This is a genomic window from bacterium, assembly GCA_039961635.1.
Lineage (GTDB): Bacteria > 4484-113 > 4484-113 > JAGGVC01 > JAGGVC01 > JABRWB01.
This window is the reverse complement of the sequence record JABRWB010000008.1, coordinates 18,688-37,729: the sequence shown is the minus strand read 5'-3', so window position 1 is coordinate 37,729 and position 19,042 is coordinate 18,688. Positions and strand designations below refer to the sequence as shown.

General features: G+C 60.1%; 14 protein-coding genes. 8 read left to right on the top strand and 6 right to left on the bottom strand.

Features of this window, described 5'->3' with window-relative positions; all coding sequences use genetic code 11:
* The first annotated feature begins 173 nt into the window (after positions 1-173).
* Positions 174-4,139 carry a GAF domain-containing protein gene (locus HRF49_01230; protein MEP0813273.1) on the top strand — a complete coding sequence of 1,322 codons (3,966 nt, stop codon included), beginning with the start codon at positions 174-176 and terminating at the stop codon, positions 4,137-4,139.
* Here HRF49_01230 and HRF49_01225 read toward each other — a convergent pair whose 3' ends face one another.
* The 3 genes from HRF49_01225 to HRF49_01215 form a co-directional block, all read right to left on the bottom strand.
* Positions 4,140-4,616 carry a hypothetical protein gene (locus HRF49_01225; GenBank protein MEP0813272.1) on the bottom strand — a complete coding sequence of 159 codons (477 nt, stop codon included), beginning with the start codon at positions 4,614-4,616 and terminating at the stop codon, positions 4,140-4,142.
* A gap of 169 nt (positions 4,617-4,785) precedes the next feature.
* Positions 4,786-5,124 (bottom strand): hypothetical protein, encoded by a 339-nt coding sequence (locus HRF49_01220; protein MEP0813271.1) that lies wholly within the window; start codon positions 5,122-5,124, stop codon positions 4,786-4,788.
* 18 nt (positions 5,125-5,142) lie between these two features.
* Positions 5,143-6,165, bottom strand: coding sequence for an ADP-ribosylglycohydrolase family protein (locus HRF49_01215; GenBank protein ID MEP0813270.1), 1,023 nt, complete (start codon positions 6,163-6,165; stop codon positions 5,143-5,145).
* Positions 6,166-6,370: 205 nt separating this feature from the next.
* On the opposite strand from HRF49_01215, the gene HRF49_01210 reads away from it, so the two are divergent.
* From HRF49_01210 to HRF49_01200, 3 genes are all read left to right on the top strand, one after another.
* Positions 6,371-7,264 (top strand): HDIG domain-containing protein, encoded by an 894-nt coding sequence (locus HRF49_01210; GenBank protein ID MEP0813269.1) that lies wholly within the window; start codon positions 6,371-6,373, stop codon positions 7,262-7,264.
* Positions 7,265-7,369: 105 nt separating this feature from the next.
* Positions 7,370-8,230, top strand: a complete 861-nt coding sequence (locus HRF49_01205; GenBank protein ID MEP0813268.1) for a 50S ribosome-binding GTPase — start codon at positions 7,370-7,372, stop codon at positions 8,228-8,230.
* Positions 8,231-8,290: 60 nt separating this feature from the next.
* The gene (locus HRF49_01200; protein MEP0813267.1) at positions 8,291-9,607 is read left to right on the top strand and encodes a hypothetical protein; all 1,317 of its coding nucleotides are present in this window, start codon (positions 8,291-8,293) and stop codon (positions 9,605-9,607) included.
* Between the two features lie 2 nt (positions 9,608-9,609).
* Here HRF49_01200 and recF read toward each other — a convergent pair whose 3' ends face one another.
* Positions 9,610-10,749, bottom strand: a complete 1,140-nt coding sequence (gene recF, locus HRF49_01195; GenBank protein ID MEP0813266.1) for a DNA replication and repair protein RecF — start codon at positions 10,747-10,749, stop codon at positions 9,610-9,612.
* Positions 10,750-10,774: 25 nt separating this feature from the next.
* Here recF and HRF49_01190 point away from each other — a divergent pair, with 25 nt between their 5' ends.
* Genes HRF49_01190 through HRF49_01175 form a run of 4 tightly spaced genes read left to right on the top strand, consistent with a single transcriptional unit; the run spans position 10,775 to position 15,703 of the window.
* Positions 10,775-13,384, top strand: coding sequence for a hypothetical protein (locus HRF49_01190; protein ID MEP0813265.1), 2,610 nt, complete (start codon positions 10,775-10,777; stop codon positions 13,382-13,384).
* Between the two features lie 12 nt (positions 13,385-13,396).
* Entirely contained in the window at positions 13,397-14,245 is an 849-nt protein-coding gene (gene kdsA / locus HRF49_01185) for a 3-deoxy-8-phosphooctulonate synthase (GenBank protein MEP0813264.1), read from the top strand.
* Between the two features lie 48 nt (positions 14,246-14,293).
* A complete protein-coding gene (locus HRF49_01180) occupies positions 14,294-15,007 on the top strand; it encodes a hypothetical protein (GenBank protein MEP0813263.1) in 714 nt (237 codons plus the stop codon).
* Between the two features lie 57 nt (positions 15,008-15,064).
* Positions 15,065-15,703: a hypothetical protein gene (locus HRF49_01175; GenBank protein MEP0813262.1), complete on the top strand. Its 639-nt coding sequence runs from the start codon at positions 15,065-15,067 to the stop codon at positions 15,701-15,703.
* 34 nt (positions 15,704-15,737) lie between these two features.
* On the opposite strand, the gene HRF49_01170 is transcribed toward HRF49_01175, so the two are convergent.
* Together HRF49_01170 and HRF49_01165 are read right to left on the bottom strand one after the other, a co-directional pair.
* Positions 15,738-17,231 (bottom strand): FAD-dependent oxidoreductase, encoded by a 1,494-nt coding sequence (locus HRF49_01170; GenBank protein MEP0813261.1) that lies wholly within the window; start codon positions 17,229-17,231, stop codon positions 15,738-15,740.
* Between the two features lies 1 nt (position 17,232).
* Complete coding sequence (locus HRF49_01165) at positions 17,233-18,960, bottom strand: DUF4127 family protein (GenBank protein MEP0813260.1); 1,728 nt, start codon at positions 18,958-18,960, stop codon at positions 17,233-17,235.
* Positions 18,961-19,042 lie beyond the last annotated feature (82 nt).

Here is a 19,042-nt window from a genome sequence, read left to right as displayed (position 1 = left end):
TAATCGACGCGAGACCCTTCACAGGCCGGCATTATAATTTCGGCGTTTGCCAAAACGCCTTCGGACTTGCTGGATGCCAGTCCCCAGGCGTTGTCGATACAAGTTGGATTTGGTTTTGTTCCCGCGCCAAGCGGGATTTCGGGTGTTGCCCATTCCATATACGGGGTGCAAATTTGAGCGGCACTGGGGAGAGCGAAGGCAGGCTCAAGCAGGAGCTTCAGGCGATCAGAAACAGGCTTTCCGGCCTGGAGTCCGACGCGGATGTCCACGCGGCCGCCGTCGCGCGCGGGCTGCGCGCTAACGCCATACTGCGGATCAACCGCGCCGTCCACAGAATTTCCGAGTCGGGCTGTCCGATGGCGGAATTCCTGCGCCGAGCCTGCGATGCGATCACGTCCGGCGGGATTTTCGAATCGGCGTCGGTCTGGCTGCTTGACGGGCGGGGCGAGCTGTTGGGCCGGGCAAGCGCCCCCGAAGGCGCGCCCGCCCCCGAAACGGAGGATTTCGCCGAAGCCGCGGGGCAAATGGAATCCGGCACAGACGCCGCGGGCGCGCCGGAATGGCCGGGCATTGCGTCCGGGCGGGACGTTTCGGTGGCGCGCGGAAAAGGCGGCGCGATTACGATCAGGGCGACGGTCGAATACGGCGATTCAATCCGCGGGCTTCTGACGCTGCGAACCAACGATCCGAACGCTGGCGGAGACGAGGAAATCGGGCTCGTGCGCGACCTCGCCGGCGAAATCGCCGAAGCCGTTCACATGTTCGGCGTCGTGCGCGAACGGGAGGCCGCCTTCCAGGGGCTCGTCGAAAGCGAACGGCAGAAACGCCTAATGATGGAGCAAAGCATATTCGGAATCGGCATTCACGAGATAATTCTGGATGACGACGGCGAACCATGCGACTACAGATTTCTCTATTTGAATCCCGCATTCGAAACTTTGACCGGGGTCAGCCCCGAATGGGCTGTAGGGAAAACGGTAAAAGAAGTAATCCCCGGCATCGAAAACGAGTGGATCCAAAAATACGGAAAGGTTGCATTGACCGGAGAGCCGATCAGCTTCGTCAATTACTCCAGCCAGCTGAAGCGCTGGTACGAGGTGTCCGCGTTCAGCCAGGGTCCCGGCCTATTCACTGTGGTATTCGCGGACGTGACCGAGCGCGAAAGAGCGCTGGCTGCTGAAAAGAGGCTTATGCGCGCGTACCGCGTGTTGTCGGAATGCAACCAGCGGCTCGTGCGGGAGAGCGATCCCGTGGCGCTCAAACAGGCGTTCTGCGACGTAATAGTCGAATTTGGAGGATACAAGCTGGCAATGGTCGGCCTGCGCGAGTACGACGAAAACAAAACGATTCGCATCGTCGCACACGCGGGACTGCCCGCCAAATTCGTCGAATCTCTGGATCTCACCTGGGGGGAAGGTCCCAAGGGCGAAGGTCCATCGGCGACTGCGATTAAAACCGGGAAGCCGTTTATTTCGCACGATTTGCCGAACGACACGCGAATCGCGCCTTGGCGCGATATCATCGAGGAGTTTGGGCTGCGCGCCTTGACTGCTCTTCCGCTCAAATCGAACGGCAACTTGATCGGTTCGTTGTCAATCGGTGCCGGCGAGCCGGACGCGTTCGACGATTCAGAGATCGCGCTTCTGAAGGAACTTGCCGGCGATCTCGCCTACGGAATAAACATGCTTCGCATACGCAAAGAGCGCGAGGAAGCGGACTTCCGCTATCGGATGCTTTTCGAAACGAGCGTAAGCGGATTTCAGCTTCACGAAGTACTTTACGACGAGAACGGCAAGCCCTACGACACGCAGATTATTGATGTGAATCCCGCGTTCGAGCGGATATTGGGATTGCCGCGCGAAAAGGCCGTGGGAAGGCGGGTTACGGAAATATATCCCGACGCGCCCGCGAACTGGTTCGACGTTTTCGCCGATGTTGCGATAACCGGCGAGCCGAAGTACGTCGAGAACTACTGGCCGCCGCTCGACCGCTGGTACCACCTGCTGGTTTTCACTCCTATGCCCGGGCATATAGCTTTTAATTTCGTCGACATCACCGACAAAAAGCGGGCCGAGCAGGCGAAGGAAAGGCTTTTGCGCGCGTACCGCGTCCTCTCGCTTTGCAACCAGCAGCTGGTCCACGAAACCGACTCGTTGTCGCTCAAGCGGGAATTTTGCAGGATAATAGTGGAGGAAGGGGGTTACAGGCTCGCTTGGGTGGGGCTGAAGCGCGACGACGCGAATAAAACCGTCCAGCCGGTAGCTTGGAGCGGCGTCGAGGAGGGCTATCTTTCTAAGGCGCGGATTTCGTGGGCGGACGACGAGTACGGCCGCGGCCCGACGGGCACAGCAATCCGCACCGGGCGGACTCAGATCGCGCGAATCGAAGAGAGTCCGGACTATTCGCCGTGGAGAGAACTCGCGCTCTCGCGCGGGTACAAATCCTCCATCGCGATTCCGCTCGAATGGGGGGGCTGTGTAATCGGCGCGCTCAATATCTACGCGGCCGAGCCGGACGCCTTCGACGACGAGGAGGTCGCGCTCTTGAGCGAACTGGGCAAGGATTTGACGTACGGCATACACTCGCTTCGCGCCCACGCGGAAAAGGCGATTGCAGAGGAGCGTTTTGCAAAGCTGTTCGAATCGATGACGGACGGCTTCGCGCTTCATAAAATCATCGCCGATGAAAACGGCCGGCCGGTGGATTCCGAATTCGTGGACGTCAACCGCGCGTTCGAAACACTCACCGGGTTGCGCCGCGAGGATGTCGTCGGCAGGCGGTTCACCGAAGTATTTCCAAAGTCGCTCCCCGGCTGGATCGAGCGATGCGGAAAGGTTGCGCAAACCGGCGAATCCGACCGGTTCGAGGAATATTCGGAAGCGCTGGGCAAGTGGTTCGACTTCACGATTTACCGTCCGGAGCCGGGGCACTACGCCGTAATCCTTGCCGACGTTTCGGAGCGCAAGCGGGCGGAGGATGAAAAGGCGAAGCTTTCCGAGCAGCTTCGGCAGTCGCAAAAACTGGAATCCGTAGGGCTGCTTGCGGGCGGCATCGCCCACGATTTCAACAACCTGCTCACTCCGATAATGGGATACGCCGACCTCGCTCTTTCGGAGCTTGCACCGGATAACCAGCTTTATCAGGACCTGGAGGAGATCAAACGCGCGGGCGAGCGCGCGGCCGCGCTGGTTGCGCAGCTCCTGGCGTTTTCACGCAAGCAGGTTCTCGAAGTGAAGGTGCTGGACATCGACGTGATAGTCAACGAATGCACAAGAATGCTGTCGAGGCTGATCGGCGAAAACATCGAGCTTCGCGTCTTTCCGGGCGCCGATGGAGCGCGGATAAAAGCGGACGTGAACCAAATTCACCAGATACTTATAAATCTCGCGGCGAATTCGCGCGATGCAATCGAGGGCAACGGAACGATAATCGTCGAAACTGCGGTGAAGCATCTGGACGACGAGTACGCGAAATCCCATGCCGAAGTGACACCAGGCGAGTACGTGATGCTGTCGTTCCACGACACGGGGAAAGGGATGGACAAGGAGCAGATCGACCGCATATTCGAGCCGTTCTATACTACGAAGGAATTGGGAAAGGGTACCGGCCTGGGGCTTGCGACGGTGTACGGCATCGTCAAGCAGCACGGGGGGCACATCTGGGTGTACAGCGAGCCGGGGCGGGGCACGACGTTCAAGGTGTACTTCCCGCGGGTGTACGAATCTATGGAAGCTTTCGCGCCATGCCTGGGCGATATCAAATCGGTGAAAGGAGCGGAGACTGTTTTGGTGGTGGAGGATTCGGATATCGTCCGCAGCCTTGCGGTGGAAATACTCAAGAAGAACGGATACACCGTGCTCGAGGCCGGCCATCCCGACGCGGCGATCGAAATCGCGAAGTCGCATCGCGGGCCGATTGATTTGCTGCTTACCGACACGATCCTGCCCAAGATGGACGGACGACAGCTGTATGGCGAAATTTCTAAGGCTCGTCCGTCGATCAAGGTGTTGTATACGTCAGGTTATTCCCAAAATGTAATCGCGCATTCCGGCGTGCTGGAGCAGAACGTCGCGTTCCTGCCCAAGCCGTACAGCGTAACGACGCTTCTGGGGAAAGTCAGGCTGGTGCTGGATACTTAGCTACTTCATTCCGAACCAGTTTCCGGCTTCGAGATCCTGAAAGAAATAATCCCGATCGTCCTTTTCCTCGATAGTTTCGCCCAGCCGCTTCGCCTCCGCGTAGTGCTTTTCGAAATTCGCCCTGTCGCCGAGCGCCGCGTACGCGCGCGCGCATGCCTCGTGCGCGAACGGCAGGTTGAAATCGGTCACGCCGCCCTCCTCGCATTCGCGCAGGCTCTCCTTGGCGTAAATCAACGCTGGCTCGCCGCGTCCCAGGATCGCGTACACCCGGCTGCACTGCCAGTCTCCCGCCGCGAAGTTCTTCGGCTCGCCGACGTGCTGCCAGTGCCAGCGGGAGACGTGCGCGCGGCGGATCATTTCGAGGTCTTCCTGAAGCGTGCGGTCTTTCTTGTCTATCAAATCCCAGCACGCGTTGAACGCATCGACCGCCGTCTTCTTGTGCCATTCCTTTTCTGTATATGTTTTTTCGTCGGACATGATGACTCCTTGCATTGAGAATCGGCGTCCTTCCCCCGCCGGGAGCAGGAATAATAACACGCTGGGCGCAATGGTTGATACAGGCCGGAACTAATTACATACACTTAGCGATAAGTGTAGGTAATTTGGACATAACTTTCCTCGAAGATATAAACAGACTGATACCTTGTCATCCCGCCTTCTCAAGCGCGGCGTTGAAGCTTTCGAGCGCGAAAGGCAGCAACTTTTCCAGGTCGCCCTCGCCCGAGACGGGGCACTCCATCCATCCGCCGATTTTCTTTCCGCCGCTTGAAAACGGCCGCGCGCCGAACTTTGCGGCCAGCCGCTCCCGCATCTCCGGGTTGGTGCAGGTAAGCACGACGCCGCCCGTTACCAGAAATGCGAACATCTTGTCGGCGGCCAGGTAGCACGGGCAGCCGAACATCTTCCGGGTGTCCGCCAGCGGCCAGCGCAGGACAGCGCCCTCGAACGCCGCGCAGATGTCGCGCATCGCGGATTCGTCGTACATCTTAGCCACGGACGGGGATTATGGCACGGGAGCGAACGCGGCTTGCCCCAGCGCGAACACGCGGTAGAACGTGTCTCCCATTTTATCTATCTCGTCCCGCTTTTCGAGCTTTCCAAGCCACCTTTCCGGAATCGCGCGCGCGCCCAGAAGCGTTCCCATGATCGCGCCGCAGATGGATGCGGTCGAGTCGCTGTCGCCGCCGTGATTCGCGGCCGCGGCTACCGCGTCCTCGAAGCTGTCCTGAAACCGCAGCGCGCAGAAAAGCGCGATCGCAAGCGCTTCCTCCCCCGTCCAGCCTTCTCCTATTCCGGCGATTTCATTGGACAGGAAAACAGAATCCGGTTCGCCTGAAACTCCGGCTGGTATCCCCGGCATTCCCGCCGCCGTCACCGCCAGCTCCACAATCGCGCTCGTTTCCTCATGCCCGTCGCATCCCGAAAGCATCCCGCGGCATTTGCCGATCGCCGCTTCCAGCCCCTCCCCCCCCTCGATGTGCGCGATCAGCGCCGCCAAAAACGCCGACGGGAGGATCGCGCTCGGATGTCCGTGGGTGATAGCCGCGAACGCGGCCGCGTACCGCCACGCGTCTTCCGGCGGGTAAGCCAGCCCCGCGGGCGCGACGCGCATCACCCCGCCGCATCCCTTGCTTTCGTTCAGCGGCTCGTCAACCTGTCCCATTTTGCCGGTGCGAAGCGCGCCTACGCAGGTGCGGCCGGGGAATCTGTCGTTCGCCGGATCGGCCAAGCTCGCGAGCCAATTTTTGTACTCCTCGTACACCATAGAGGGCGGATGGTAAATCCCGCGGTCGATTCCGCGCTCGTGCGCGGCGAGTATCCCGCGCGCGGTCGCAAGCGACATCTGTGTGTCGTCCGTCCAGCAGCCCGCATCGAATCCGCCCCACGTGTCCATTTCGCGGATTCCGCCGGCTCCGTAGCGCGCGCGGATCTGGCGCGCGCTGAAAAACTCGACGGGCGCGCCCAGCGCGTCGCCCGCGGCTAGTCCGAGGAAGCATCCGGTGTATCTGTCGCGAAGGTCGGGCACGAGATGAATTTTATCATCGCGTGGCGCCGCGAATCCCGGAATCCCGGAGGATACTCCAGAATATTGCTATAATTCTTGAGTGGCGTTCCTTGTCCGAATTTGCGCGTACGTTTTCATCCCCGCGGCGGTCGCGGCCGCGTTTATCGGGCTGTTTTTCGGCATCGTTAAATTCGTTTCGCTCATGCAAAAGTAGGCCGCGCCCGATATGAGCCAATCCGATGCCCGCGTAATCCTGCATTCCACGCTCGCCTCTCCCGACTCGCCGTTCGCGTTCGAGGAGCTCGACCGGCGCGGGATACTCACCGTAGCGATCCCGGAGCTCGAAGCGGCGCGCGATTGCGTGCAGAACGAGTTCCACCACAAGCCCGTGCTCGCACACACACTGGAAGCGATGGCGCATCTTGAAATGCTGTTGCGAAATGTGGACGCGGCGGTTGCTTCGATTCCCTTTCCTGAAAACATCGTATCGCCGTATTACGCGCGCATCAGGGAATCGCTGGCCGCGCCGATCGGCGGCTCGGATTCGCACATCGTCCTGCGGCTCGCGATGCTTTTGCATGATATTGACAAACCCGCGACGAGCGAAAAAAAGGCAAACGGTCGGATAACGTTTTACGGCCACGACGTGCGCGGCGCACAAACCGCGCGCGCGATTTCGCATCGCCTCGGATTGTCTGAATCCGCGGCGGACGCGGTCGCTCTTCTCGTCCGTCATCACCTGCGCCTCGGATTTCTCGAACGCGACGCGGGTTCGGATCTGCGTCTCGTCCGCCGTTTCATCCGCGCATTGGGATCGCTTGTTCCTCATGAAATTTTGCTCTCGCTCGCGGACAGGCTGGCGTCGCGCGGAAAAGCGGTCACGCAGGAGCAGATCGACGCGCATTTCAAAATCGCGGCGCGCGTGCTTGCGGAATATTACGAGCCGGCGCCGGTGATCCCGCCTCTTCTTTCGGGCGACGAAATAATGACCGCGCTCGGTATTCCCGAAGGCCCGGAAGTGGGCAGGCTGCAGAATGCGGTCGAGGAAGCGCGCGCCCGCCGCGAAATCCGCACGAAACGCGCGGCAATCGCGCTGATTAGGAAATTGACAAATAAATAAGCGCGCGCAATTTTTGCGCTTGCGAATTTGATTGGCACAGCTTATTTCATTTTTCCCTGTTCACTATTCACTACTCACTACCTCGCTCATTGCTATACTTTCCCCGTGACCCAGCGTCCGAGCCGTAAGGAAGTTTTCCCGCCCGAAATCGCCAGATACATAGACCTCGCGGCGTACGTGCTTGACGCGCGCGCGCCTTCCGCGTGCCTGTGGCTGGACGACAAGCTCGCCGGCCGGGAATGCTTCGTTCTTTCCCGCGCCGACCTTGCGGACCCGCGCGCGACCGCCAAATGGCTCGCGTATTTCGCGGCGCACGGCTATCCCGCGTTCGCGCTTGATTCGATAAAGGGCGAGGGCGTCGAGGAATTCATGCGGCATTTGACGGAGGTTTTCGCGGCCAAGGCGAAGGAGCGCGCCCGCCGCGGCATTCAAAAAACGACGCTGCGCATAGTCGCGCTGGGAATTCCCAATACCGGAAAAAGCACGTTCCTGAACGCGATAATCGGCCGACGCCGGATGCGCACGGGCAACCGGCCGGGAATCACACGCGGCCACCAGTGGGTGCGCGTGATGGACGGCGTGGATTTGCTCGACACGCCTGGGATAATCCGGGAGACCGCGCACTTCAAGCGCGTGCGGGCGACATGGCTTGCGCTCAACCTTTTGCCGATGGACGAGACGCTGCTCGAACCCGCGGTATCCGGAATTATAGCCGCGCTCCCCCCCCGCGCCAGGACGAAGTTCGAGAAGCTGTACGGGATGGAGATGCCGTGGGAGGACGAGGCGGAGGCGATCGCGGTAAAAGTCGCTGCGATCAAGCGCCTGTACCTGGGTAAAGGCGTCCCCGACCTGTCCCGGTCCTACCGCCTGATTTTGCGGGACTTCCAGCAGGGCAAGCTTGGAAGGATATCGCTCGAAACGCCGGCGTCGAATCCGGTGGCAAGCCCGGTGTTTGCTGCAAGATAAGCGTTGCCGAAGGCCGCGCGGCCCTATGGCGCGCTTCCCGCGTGTTAAAATTTCCCCGCCATGACCGTGCCGGACAGCCTGCGCTCCCAGCCGCCCAACCTGATAACGGCGGTGATTCTGTTCGTCGACCTCCAGGGCAGCGTCAACCTGTCGAGCTCGCTTTCGATATGGGACTACGACCGGCTGATCGACGACTACCAGCGGCTTTTGTCCGATGCGCTCGGCCAAATGCGGGAGCGGTATTCGATTCCGGAGTGGAGCGTCGTCGGGGACGAGCTGAAAGCATTCTTCTACGTCCCCGGCGACGTGGAAACGCAGGCCAAGCTTGCGGAAATACGCGAGAAGGGCGGCTGGCACAGCGACGAATACAACGCGCTCTCCCAGGCGATGCGCGCCGAGCACGACAGGCTCATTTACGGCGCGCTGCGCACCGCGATACACGCCAAGCACAGCTGGGTGAGCTATCCGACAAACGTCGAGCGCATCCATGTGAAGCAGAGTCCGATAGAGCTCGGCTGCGGAATCAACAGCGGCCGCGTGATCCTGGGCGACCGCATCGACGGCCGCCGGCGCATAGAGGGCTACGCGATAAACTACGGCAAGCGCGTCGAGGGGACCAGTCGATACGGAAAGTATTCCCAGATCGCGCTCTCTCGCACCGCGTACGAAATGATGCGCAACATCAAGATCGCGCACTCAATGCTCAAGCAGCGCGTTTTCTTCCGCGAGATCGCCCTCCCCCCTGACGCTATGAAAGGGCTTTCGCAGAGCGAGCGTATCCATGAGGTCACGTTCTTCCACAGGCTCGCCGGTGTGAAGGTGGCCGAAGACCAGTGCGACCTGTTCATGAAGATACTCTTGACCGATCCGTCGAATTTCTGGGCGTACACGAACCTTATAAGCTACCTGCTTTACGACAAGGGCGACCTTTCCGAAAGCGAGCGCATTACGGAGTTCGTTATGAACTCGATTCCCCCTTCCGAGAAGATTTACTACGACATGGCTGAGATCCACTTCCGGCGCGGGGACTTCGAGACCGCGCGGGAGTACTGCTTCATGGCGCTGCGGCTGAACGACGAGTTCGACATCGCGTACAACCAGCTTGTGGACATCGAGGAAGCTGAAGGCGGCGACCCGGCCAGAATCCTCGAATACGCAAGCAAGGCGGCGAGCCTCACCCCCGGCAGCGCGATGAACCACTTCGCGCTAGCCCGCGCGCACCTCGCGCTTGGGAACGAACAGCACGCGAAAGCGCACGCGGAAAGGATGCTTGCGCTTTATCCGGAGTATCCGGCGACGAGCGAGAAAGTCGCGGAGCTTTTGGGGAAGGTGGGAATGAATGCAGACACAACGCAGAAAACCGATAAAGCGAAATAAGGTTACTTTCCTCCCCCATCAAAATTCCCATTTTTCACCGTCCACACCGCGGCGGCCATGCCGCGCACCAGCCCCAGTTCCTTTTCGCTTGCGAGCGTTATAAACGCCTGCGTGCGATGCTTCAGTGCCGCCAAAAGATGCGCCTTTCGCGCGTCGTCAAGCTCGGAAAGCGCGTCGTCCAGGCACAGCACCGGATCTTCGCCCGAAAGCTCGCGCGCCACGTCGCATAGCGCGATCTTTAGCGCGAGCACCGCGCTGCGCTGCTGGCCCTGGCTGCCGAACTGGCGCAGCGTGTGCCTGCCCAGCGAAAACAAAAGCTCGTCACGGTGGGGGCCGGCGACAGTGTATCCGAGTTCGGTTTCCTTCGCGCGCCCGTCCGCCAGCTTCTCCGCGAAGTCTTTCCGCAGCCTGTCGCGAGCGTCCGATTTTCCGTCGGATATCGTCGCAATGTAGTGAAGACCAACCGGCTCCGGATTATCCGATATTTTCGAATAATGATCCAGGAAGTGCGGGACGATTCGCGCCAGAAGATTGCGCCGCATCCGGACGATTTCAACTCCAGACGCGATCAGTCGCTCGTTCCACGGGGCAAGCTCCGCCGATGCTTTCGCGTCGCCGCTTTGAATCCGGCGCAGGAGCGCGTTGCGGTGTAGCAGAGCCCTGCGGTAATCGGAATAAATCCGCACGGATGACGGGACGGCCTTGAGCACTTCCAGATCGAGCGTCTCGCGGCGCAGCGCGGGGTCGCCTTTGACAAGCGACAAATCGCCCGGGAAAAAAAAATGCGCGGAAAGGATTCCTATCGCGTCCTCGAACCGGGTCACCGGATTGCCGTCCAGCTTGACGAACTTCTTGCCGCGCGATACCGCGACGACAAGCCTGTGCAGGCCTCCGTCCGCGCGCGTCAGGTGCACTTCGCAGCGCGCAATTTCGGCGCCTTCGCGCACAACTTCGCGCTCGCGCGCCGCGCGCGCGCTTTTGAGATACGTCGCGAGGTGAAGGGCGTCCAAAAAGTTGGTTTTGCCCTGCGCGTTCGCGCCGAACACAAGGTTTACGCCCTTCGCGGGCGTAATATCAACCTTCGCCAGATTGCGGTAGTCGCGGAGCCGGATGCGCTCGATTAACACGGGGCATGATAGCATGCGTCTTCGCCGGAAGGAGGCTTCAATGCGCAGATTCGCACTGGTTATTTCGATTGTCGCCGCAGCCGCGGCGTTTGCGGCGCCTGTTTTCGCCCAGGGAAAGGCCGATCCCGCGCAGCTGTCGGTCAACCACACGGGTTCGACGTTGATTATGCTTCCGATGGGAATCGCGGTCGTGAAGTCCGGGGATATGACGCTTCTTCCGTCGTCGCATACGGGCGTTCACCTTCTTTTCGCGGGCGAAGCGAGGGCGGTTCTCAAGGATCTGCCGAAAAACGATGCGCTCAACCTGTTCGCCGAATCCGGCCAGACGAACGAAAAAGGGGAATTGGAGTTCCAGGTCGCCGGAATGTACATGAAATGCGGAACCGGCTCCGGCGCGGCTTTTCCTTCGATGAAGTTGACCGGAGAAGGCGTAGATCCCTCAAGCGACATGTGGGGCTACTACATCCAATCCTGGAGCGACGCGTTCCCCGTGGAAATGACGGACGAAGAAATGATGGCCGCGATGACGGGAGGGGGGGTGCCCGCCGGCCCGGCGGTGCGCGAGCCCGACGACGGAGAATTTTTTATCGCCATTTTCACGAAGGACGGCCGCAGATTCGACTATTCGCGCGACAAATCCGGCAAGACGACAATCGTGGATTACCGCGAGAGCTTCACGTATTACGAGCACCCGTATTTCGTCGCGGAGGAAGATTACGACCCAAGGCTGGATTTCGGCGAAAAGACGGTTTATTACAGCTTCGATCCCTCGTCGAAGCAAATGTTCGCAACCGTCCTGATGCGGGCCGAGGCGCTTGAAAGCATGCACGAGTATCCGTTTTACTGCTACCCGTGGGCCGAAGTGTCGTATGCGGAAATAGACGGCGCGTCCGCGGAATTCGAGCGTGTATCCGCGGGCGGCGAGCCGACCTGGCGGGTCAATGTGAAAGCGGAGTTCAAAAAAGGCTCATCGCACCAGATTTATTTCGAGTTTTCCGCGCAGGTACCCGACAGCTACGATTCGATAGGATACGGCGGCGTATACCGGTTCGACGACTACATCGTATACACCGCGGACGACGCGTGCGACAAGCTCGTGCAGGCGGAGCTGCCTGAAGGAACAACATGGAGCATTATCGCCGGTCCCGGGGGGGGAGTGGATCAGCATACGGCCAACACGCTGTCGGCCAAATGGAGCGCAAGCAACCGCGGCGTGATGCTGGTCGCGACGCAGTTTCCGATGCGCGAAATCCAGAGCGGCAGCGTGACGCTCGAAGTGTATGCGCCGCAGGACATAATCGACAGCGTGCATGAGAATCCCGCGGTCGCGCAACTCGGTCAAATGCTCGATTATTTCGGAAGCGAGTTCGGCGTGTACAGCCGGATGTTCCCCGGCGGAAAAATCGAGCGCCAGCAGCTTTTCATTATTCCGGACGAGGGGGGGGTGGCTGCGTTCGAAAACGCGGGGCTGCTGTTTTATCTCGGAAGCGACAATTCGCTTCCGCTGGTGGCGCACGAGGTGTCGCACATCTGGTGGGGGCACATGGTTGACGGCCCGGTGTGGTTCGTGGAGGGGATGGCCAATTACTGCCCGATCGCGTACCTGGAGGAATTCGAGCCGGAGCGCGCGGCCAATTACCGCCGCTACATAATGGGCACCGCGGTTTCGCGCGCCAAGCCGATTTCGCTCGGCCGCAGGAGCGAGCTCGGCGATTCGAGCGCCCGCTATCAATATTCCGCCGGGCTGTTCGTGACGCTCGCGACGATGTGCGGCAAGGAAAAGTTTCACGCGGCGCTTAAAAAGCTCTCACGCGATTTCACGGACAAGGAGCCGCTTACGATTGATACGCTGATGCGGTCGCTGGGCGATTCGCTTTCCGGCACCAAATTCAACGCGGAGGATTTCAGGAAAAATTTCTACGACGAGACGCTGGCCTACGGCGTAAGCGGAGGCTGGGAGCCCATCCCCGGTATCGCGCCGGACAAGGCGGTCCGGATATGGATTTCGCGCGATCCCGCGGTAGAGGGCTGGCTGCCCGTACCCGTCAGGGTTGCGCTTGCCGACGGCAGGACTATCGACGCGGTCTGCGACACGCGAAGCGCGGATTCGACGATGCGGCTGGACGTCACCGCGGAGCCGGTGTCGATCACGCTCGACCCGGACAACGAGCTGCTTGTCGTCACGCCGGAGCGCGCGAACTACATCGAATTCCTCGGATGGCTGACGCCCGCTTGGATGAAGCGCGGTATGGGCGACACCGAGGGCGCGATCTACTGCTTTGAGCACGCTCTTGTCTTCCGGCGATGGGCGCGCGACCTAAAAGATTTGGCGGAACTGTATTTCAAGGCGGGCAGGACTGACGACGCGTGGAAGCTGGTCAACGAAATAATCGATGCCGGAAATTCCGGTGCGCAGATCGGCGGCCGCGCGGTCGAGACGGACGCGCTGGCGCGAACGTACTGGCTGGCGGGCAAGATGACCGAGGCTGCGGGCGACAAAGACGGCGCGAAATCTTACTACGAGAAGGCGCTGGAGCTTGCCAAGCAATCCGGGCTGTACGATCTCGTCAAGGCCGCGCAGGAAAAGCTGGGCATCGAGCCGGAGGAAGGCGCCGCCCCGCCCCGCGGGATGATGGGGATGGGGGGATAGTAAAATAGCCTTATGTCAGAGACATTAATTACGAACCACACAATCACGCGCCTCGGATTCCCCATCGGATGGGGGCATCCCCTCGCGCTCATCGCCGGGCCGTGCGTCATCGAAAGCCGCGACCTGTGCTTCGAGGTCGCGGGCCGGATGAAGGAAATCTGCGGCTCGCTCGGCGTCCCCTACATCTTCAAGGCCAGCTTCGACAAGGCCAACCGCACAAGCGTCGCGGGCTACCGCGGCGTCGGCATGATCGACGGGCTGTCGGTGCTGTCTGACATCAGGCGCTCTCTTGAAGTTCCGGTATTGACCGACGTGCACGAGGCGTCGCAGGTTTCCGAAGTCGCGCCCGCGGTGGACATCCTGCAAATCCCCGCGTTCCTCTGCCGCCAGACCGATTTGCTTTTGGCGGTGGGCGCAAGCGGGCAGGTTGTGAACGTCAAGAAGGGGCAGTTCCTTGCGCCCTGGGATATGGCGCAGGTTGTCGCGAAGATCAAATCCACTGGAAACGAGGATGTGATCGTCACCGAGCGCGGATCGAGCTTCGGCTACAACCGCCTCGTCGTGGACATGCGCTCGCTCGAAATAATGCGGGAGACGGGATGCCCGGTTTGCTTCGACGCGACGCACAGCGTGCAGGAGCCTGGCGGCAAAGGCAGCGCGTCGGGCGGCGACCGGCGGTTCGTGCCCGGATTATCGCGCGCCGCGGCGGCGGTGGGCGTGAGCGCGCTCTTCTGGGAAGTACATCCCGACCCGGATAACGCGATGAGCGACGGCCCGAACATGCTTCGGCTGGAAGACGTGGCGGAGGTGCTTGCGGGGATCGTCGGGATAGACCGGATGGTGAAAGGGAACGCGGGGTAGGGCGCAAGTCCGCCGCGGGCGGCGATTTTGCGGTAAAATATCCGCGGAATGAAACGCCGGAGATGGAAAACCGCCGCATACATTTTGCTGCTGCTGATTGCCGCGGCGGCGCTTGCCTGGAATACATCGCCGGAACTGCGGAATTTCAATTTCCCAGGGCTCGAGCCGGGCGTGGCTTTTATCACATTCAACACATCAAAAGTTGAAGGACAGTCTGGAAATCCAAGCGGCCTTTCATTAATTGAGCCGGTCGACTATCTTTGGGCTGCAAATCTTTCTGGAAGCAATGTTTGGGTTGCCACAAACCTAAAGGGAACATCCAAAGACGACGGTGCTTATTTGTATTTTTTCGACTCATTCATAGTGGATGATTGTGTTCCGCCGTTTAACTATCAAGAGTATTCTGAAGGAAACTGGATTGACCTTAAGACCGGATTTTTCAGGCGCGCCCACAAGAAACCGACTGTAGTTTCTTTCCCATTTGCCTCAGCCGACGAAAGGCGCGACTGGTACGCCAAAAATCTTCCTGGAGATGGCATTTATTATTGGAATGTGAAGAACACCGAATGGAAAGAACTTAACTTTGGGCCGGCTTATTCATTGCAAAACGACTATTGGTTCGAGGCGGTTGTAGCTTCAGGCGACGAACTGGTAAATTCCTATTGGGTCGACAGCTATGATCCAAATCAAAGCGGTAGCTGCAAAAGATATTATCCTGGCTATGCTGCGTTGTCTTTTTTTAGCATCGCCCAGCAAAAGTAATTAAAAAGATGGTGGATCGTTTCGGAAGCAAAAAAGGACTCGTCCGAGCATTTGCTTTTGACAAGCGAAATGCAGGCTGCAGACTTTGTTTCCAGAACTCAAGTAAAGCAAGGAACATGCTCAATAATTTATGCTGCAGCCCCAATAATGCCTGGCACCAAACCCGGCGAGTGGACGTTTTTTATTTCATTTCAAGTTCCCGTACCGAACGAAAGCAGAATGTATGCATTGCGGACAGCATTCATAGCCGCCAACCTGAATTCGGGTGCCCTTAGGCGAATTCCACTTTCGATAAACGAGCTTGGCGGGAAGTTTATTAACGACTTTGAGGGAGCACTTGAATGGCCCGTGTATAGCCCACTTGACCGAAAAACATACGCTATCTTTTCGGAGAGCCTGTTCGGATCCACGAATTCTGGCGATTCAATTGGGGTACTTGCTTCGATAACTGCGGATGGCAAACTGGAATCTGTTGACAAGGCTGCGGCAAGGGCTGATGAGTACTATTACTTTTATTATAAACCAGTCATCGCATCCGATGGGGCACTATGGTACGTCCGCGTTAATCAAGCTTCAAAAGGCAAAAGTGACCGTTTCGAACTCGTCCGTTACGATCCGGTCACCGAAGAAAAACGCGTCATTCACCGCGCCGCCCGCTTCGGCGCGATCCTCGTCAAGCCGGAGAAGGAGTGGTAGCAGGGATATTAATGCAGCTTTGAATGCAGACCCCTTACCACCCCACTTGCTTGTCATCCACAACCGCGCCTTCCGCGATTAACAGCTCGCGCAGCGCGGCGTAGAACGCGTGATATTCCCGTATCTCTCCCGGCGTCGCGCCCGCGCGCGATCCCGCGGCAACTTTCGAACCAAGGCCTTCGCCTTGAGCTATCCCCGCGGCTGGCCGCGTCCCCGCCGCGATCAGCGCCGCGGCCGTGCCCGCGGCCTGGCCGACGGCCATCGATGTGGGCATCACCCGCGTCGACGCGAACGCCTCGTGCGTGACGCTGATGTGCCGCCCGGCCATCACCAGATTATCCATCTCGTTCGTCAGCAAACACGCGAGCGGAATGTCGTAGTGGCCGCGCGCGCCGACCTTTTCCGCGATCAAGTCCCCCCCCCTCGCGGCGTGAATGTCTATCGGGAACGCGCCCAGCGCGATGGTATCAGGAAACTTTCGCCCGCCCACAACGTCATCCCGCGTCAACACGTACGGCCCGTTTATCCGGTAGCTCTCGCGTACGCCCAGCCTGTCCGCCTTGCGCGAGATGAAGCATTCCCCGAATCCCGGAACGCGCTCGCGGAAGAAATCCAGCAGGAATTCGATCTGGCGCAGCCCTTCCATCGCGATTTCACGGTCGCTTCCAAAATCGTGCGGGATGCGCGTCGTGTTTATCATCACTTCGCCCTCGCGCGGCGTCCCGAAAAACAGCAGCCGGTCGCGCGGCAGCGTCCACTCGCCGCGTTCCTTCGCCTCGTTCACGAGCGAGAAGAATCCCGACACGCCGATGTAATGCTGCTCGCGCGCCCGCGGATCGTCCGACAGAACGAAATCCTCCGGATGCGACCAAACATGGCGGCTCACCGCGCCCAAATCCACGCCCGCGAGCGCGAAGAGCCAGCTCATCGGCTGGCGCGCATCCGACAGCTCGCAAGGCACGCCGCACATCCGCGCGATCCTTGCGCTGCCCGTCGCGTCCACGACCGCGTCCACGTCGAACCATTCCTCCGATACTTCAGGCAGCGTTTCCTTTTCCCAGTGGCCGAACGGCAGACCCGGCGGAAATTGCGATTCGTCCAGCGCGGAAAGCTTCGCACCGCATATTTTTCCCGCCTCGATTTTGATCTCGGCGACCGCGGTCGAAAGCCTTGTCTCGACGCCTTCCTCCGCGAGCATCTCCTTCATCACGCGGCGCGCGATTTCGTCGTCAACGGGCGTCACCGTCGCCGCGAATCCCAGCGGATCGAGCAAATGACCCAGCGATCCGCCCGCCGCGACCAATGCCTCGATGTATTTCTGCGGGATGCCGCGGATAACCTGTCCCCGCGGCGAATGAAAAGTCTGGTACGGCTGCACGAGCGCCTGGTTGGCCATTCCGCCCAAATAGGAATGCGCTTCCGCCAGCACCACGCTCGCCCCCGCGCGGGCCGCCGCAACCGCGGCGATAACGCCCGCGACGCCCCCCCCCGCGACGAGAACGCAAGGCTTGCTGTTCGGGGAATTCAATCTATTTGACCGGGGAGCCGGCGTAAAGCTCGGCGTCGAACGCGTCGTCGTGATAGATGCGGATGTCCACCTCGAACAGCCGGTTCCAGGGGAAGTTGATTTCTGGCAAGAGCGCCTTTGGCACGCTTATCCCGCGGCGCAGGTAGTTGCCCCGGTGGCGCTGATCCCATGCGCCGCGCACGGGCTTGCGCAGATCCTCGCAGCCCTTCTCGACCATTTCCACCGTGTACAGCCCGAAGTGCCACGGATCGCCGCCCGCGTCCAGCACCATTTTCCAAAGGCGCGGCCGCACTATCTGCGGGAACCAGCGGTCGGAAAGGAGCGATTCGAACTTGAACCGCTCGTGCGCCCAGCTGGCCTCGGTCGAAACCGTGCCCACCGGGTCGCTGGCTGCGCGGTACGCGCGCGCGACGATGTGCGCCAAAGCCTTGCCGATGGTATTGCCGGCAGTGTTCCATCCGGAGTACCCGGCAAGGAAATTGCCGTTTCCCTGCGAAAGCACGCTGTCCATCGCGGGATCCCCCCCGTTGCACCATGCGATGTCCGCGATGTATATGTCTAGCGAGTCGAGCAGGAGGACGGGCAGAAGCCACGGCATCGGGCCTTCGCCTTCGTAAGGCCGGTAAGCCTGTGGCGAGCCTCCCTTCAGGTGGTCTTTCTGCTCTTCTTCGAAATTGTTGATTACCAAAAGCGCTGCCTCGCGCTTTTTTACAACCTCCGGCGCGGTGTCCACTATTACGGCCGCGTCCTTCGACCACGTCGCGAACTCCGCCTCAATCGGCGACAGCCGCAGGTGCTCCATGAACCGAGCCAGGTTTGTTCCGACCGGCACGCCTTCAAAATTCGCAATCTTGTCTATGGAGTCGGGATACGTCCACCATATTCCGACGGGCAGCCTGCCTTCGATCTTGTCGCGCAGATGGCGCGCCAGCATCACCATTCCCTGCTCGTCGCATCCGTTGACGACGGTCACCTTTTTGTCCAGCTCGCGCGGAAGCTCGGACAGAAGCTCCTTGACCTCGCGGTTCTGCGGGCCGTCCGGATGGTTGTCCTCGATCGCGATAACCCATGACGTCGCATGCGGCAAAAGCGCGGCCAAAAGCCCCGCATGATCGTTCTGGTTGCGCGAGCGCGCGATTTGGTGGTTCTGCCATTCGATGTCTTCGGCGGCGGCAGCTTCCGCGTCGCCCTCGCCCGCGACGGGCGCGCCGGTGAGCGTGCGGGCGCGCAGCGCCTCATGCGATTTCAGGTCGGCCGCGGATAGCACCGTTTTTCCCAGCCGCGGCACCGATTTGAAGCAATGAAGTTTGCATCCGGGCCTCGCCGCCAGGAACCTAGCCAGAAAATCCGCGATTTCCTCCGGCGGCTTGATCGCCTCATCCGGCGTTCGGCTCTGCACAAGCCCGCCGTACAGCAGCGCGTCGAGCGACACGAGCAGCGCCTCGGTTTCCTTCGGAAGCGCGTCCATCCAGTCGAAAAGCTCGCCAGGGTCGCCGGCGCGGTCGCGCCACCCCAGGAATTCAAGCGGCGGGACGTGAAGCCTCACTCCCGCGATGTCGGCCAGCCGCAGCGGATAAAGCCAGTTGCATGGCCGTGAATCAAGCGGCACGAGCGCTATCTGCGGCAGGATCTGCCGCTTCAGTATTGATTCCTGCATCGGGTCGGACAGCGGCGCGGCCTCGGCAGGCGCGGTTTCTTCAACGGTTGAAACGGGTGCGCTCGTCCTCATAGGGAGCCGATTGTAGCATCAAAACCGCGCGCGTTAAAGCGTGGCGCGGAGTCGAATTATAATGTCCGCGCGGGAGGCTTGA

Coding starts and splice junctions, on each gene's coding strand:
- HRF49_01210 (MEP0813269.1), top strand. CDS start 6,371: ATGAGCCAATCCGATGCCCGCGTAATCCTGCATTCCACGCTCGCCTCT.
- kdsA (MEP0813264.1), top strand. CDS start 13,397: ATGTCAGAGACATTAATTACGAACCACACAATCACGCGCCTCGGATTC.
- HRF49_01190 (MEP0813265.1), top strand. CDS start 10,775: ATGCGCAGATTCGCACTGGTTATTTCGATTGTCGCCGCAGCCGCGGCG.
- HRF49_01165 (MEP0813260.1), bottom strand. CDS start 18,960: ATGAGGACGAGCGCACCCGTTTCAACCGTTGAAGAAACCGCGCCTGCC.
- HRF49_01200 (MEP0813267.1), top strand. CDS start 8,291: ATGACCGTGCCGGACAGCCTGCGCTCCCAGCCGCCCAACCTGATAACG.
- HRF49_01180 (MEP0813263.1), top strand. CDS start 14,294: ATGAAACGCCGGAGATGGAAAACCGCCGCATACATTTTGCTGCTGCTG.
- HRF49_01220 (MEP0813271.1), bottom strand. CDS start 5,124: ATGTACGACGAATCCGCGATGCGCGACATCTGCGCGGCGTTCGAGGGC.
- recF (MEP0813266.1), bottom strand. CDS start 10,749: ATGCTATCATGCCCCGTGTTAATCGAGCGCATCCGGCTCCGCGACTAC.
- HRF49_01225 (MEP0813272.1), bottom strand. CDS start 4,616: ATGTCCGACGAAAAAACATATACAGAAAAGGAATGGCACAAGAAGACG.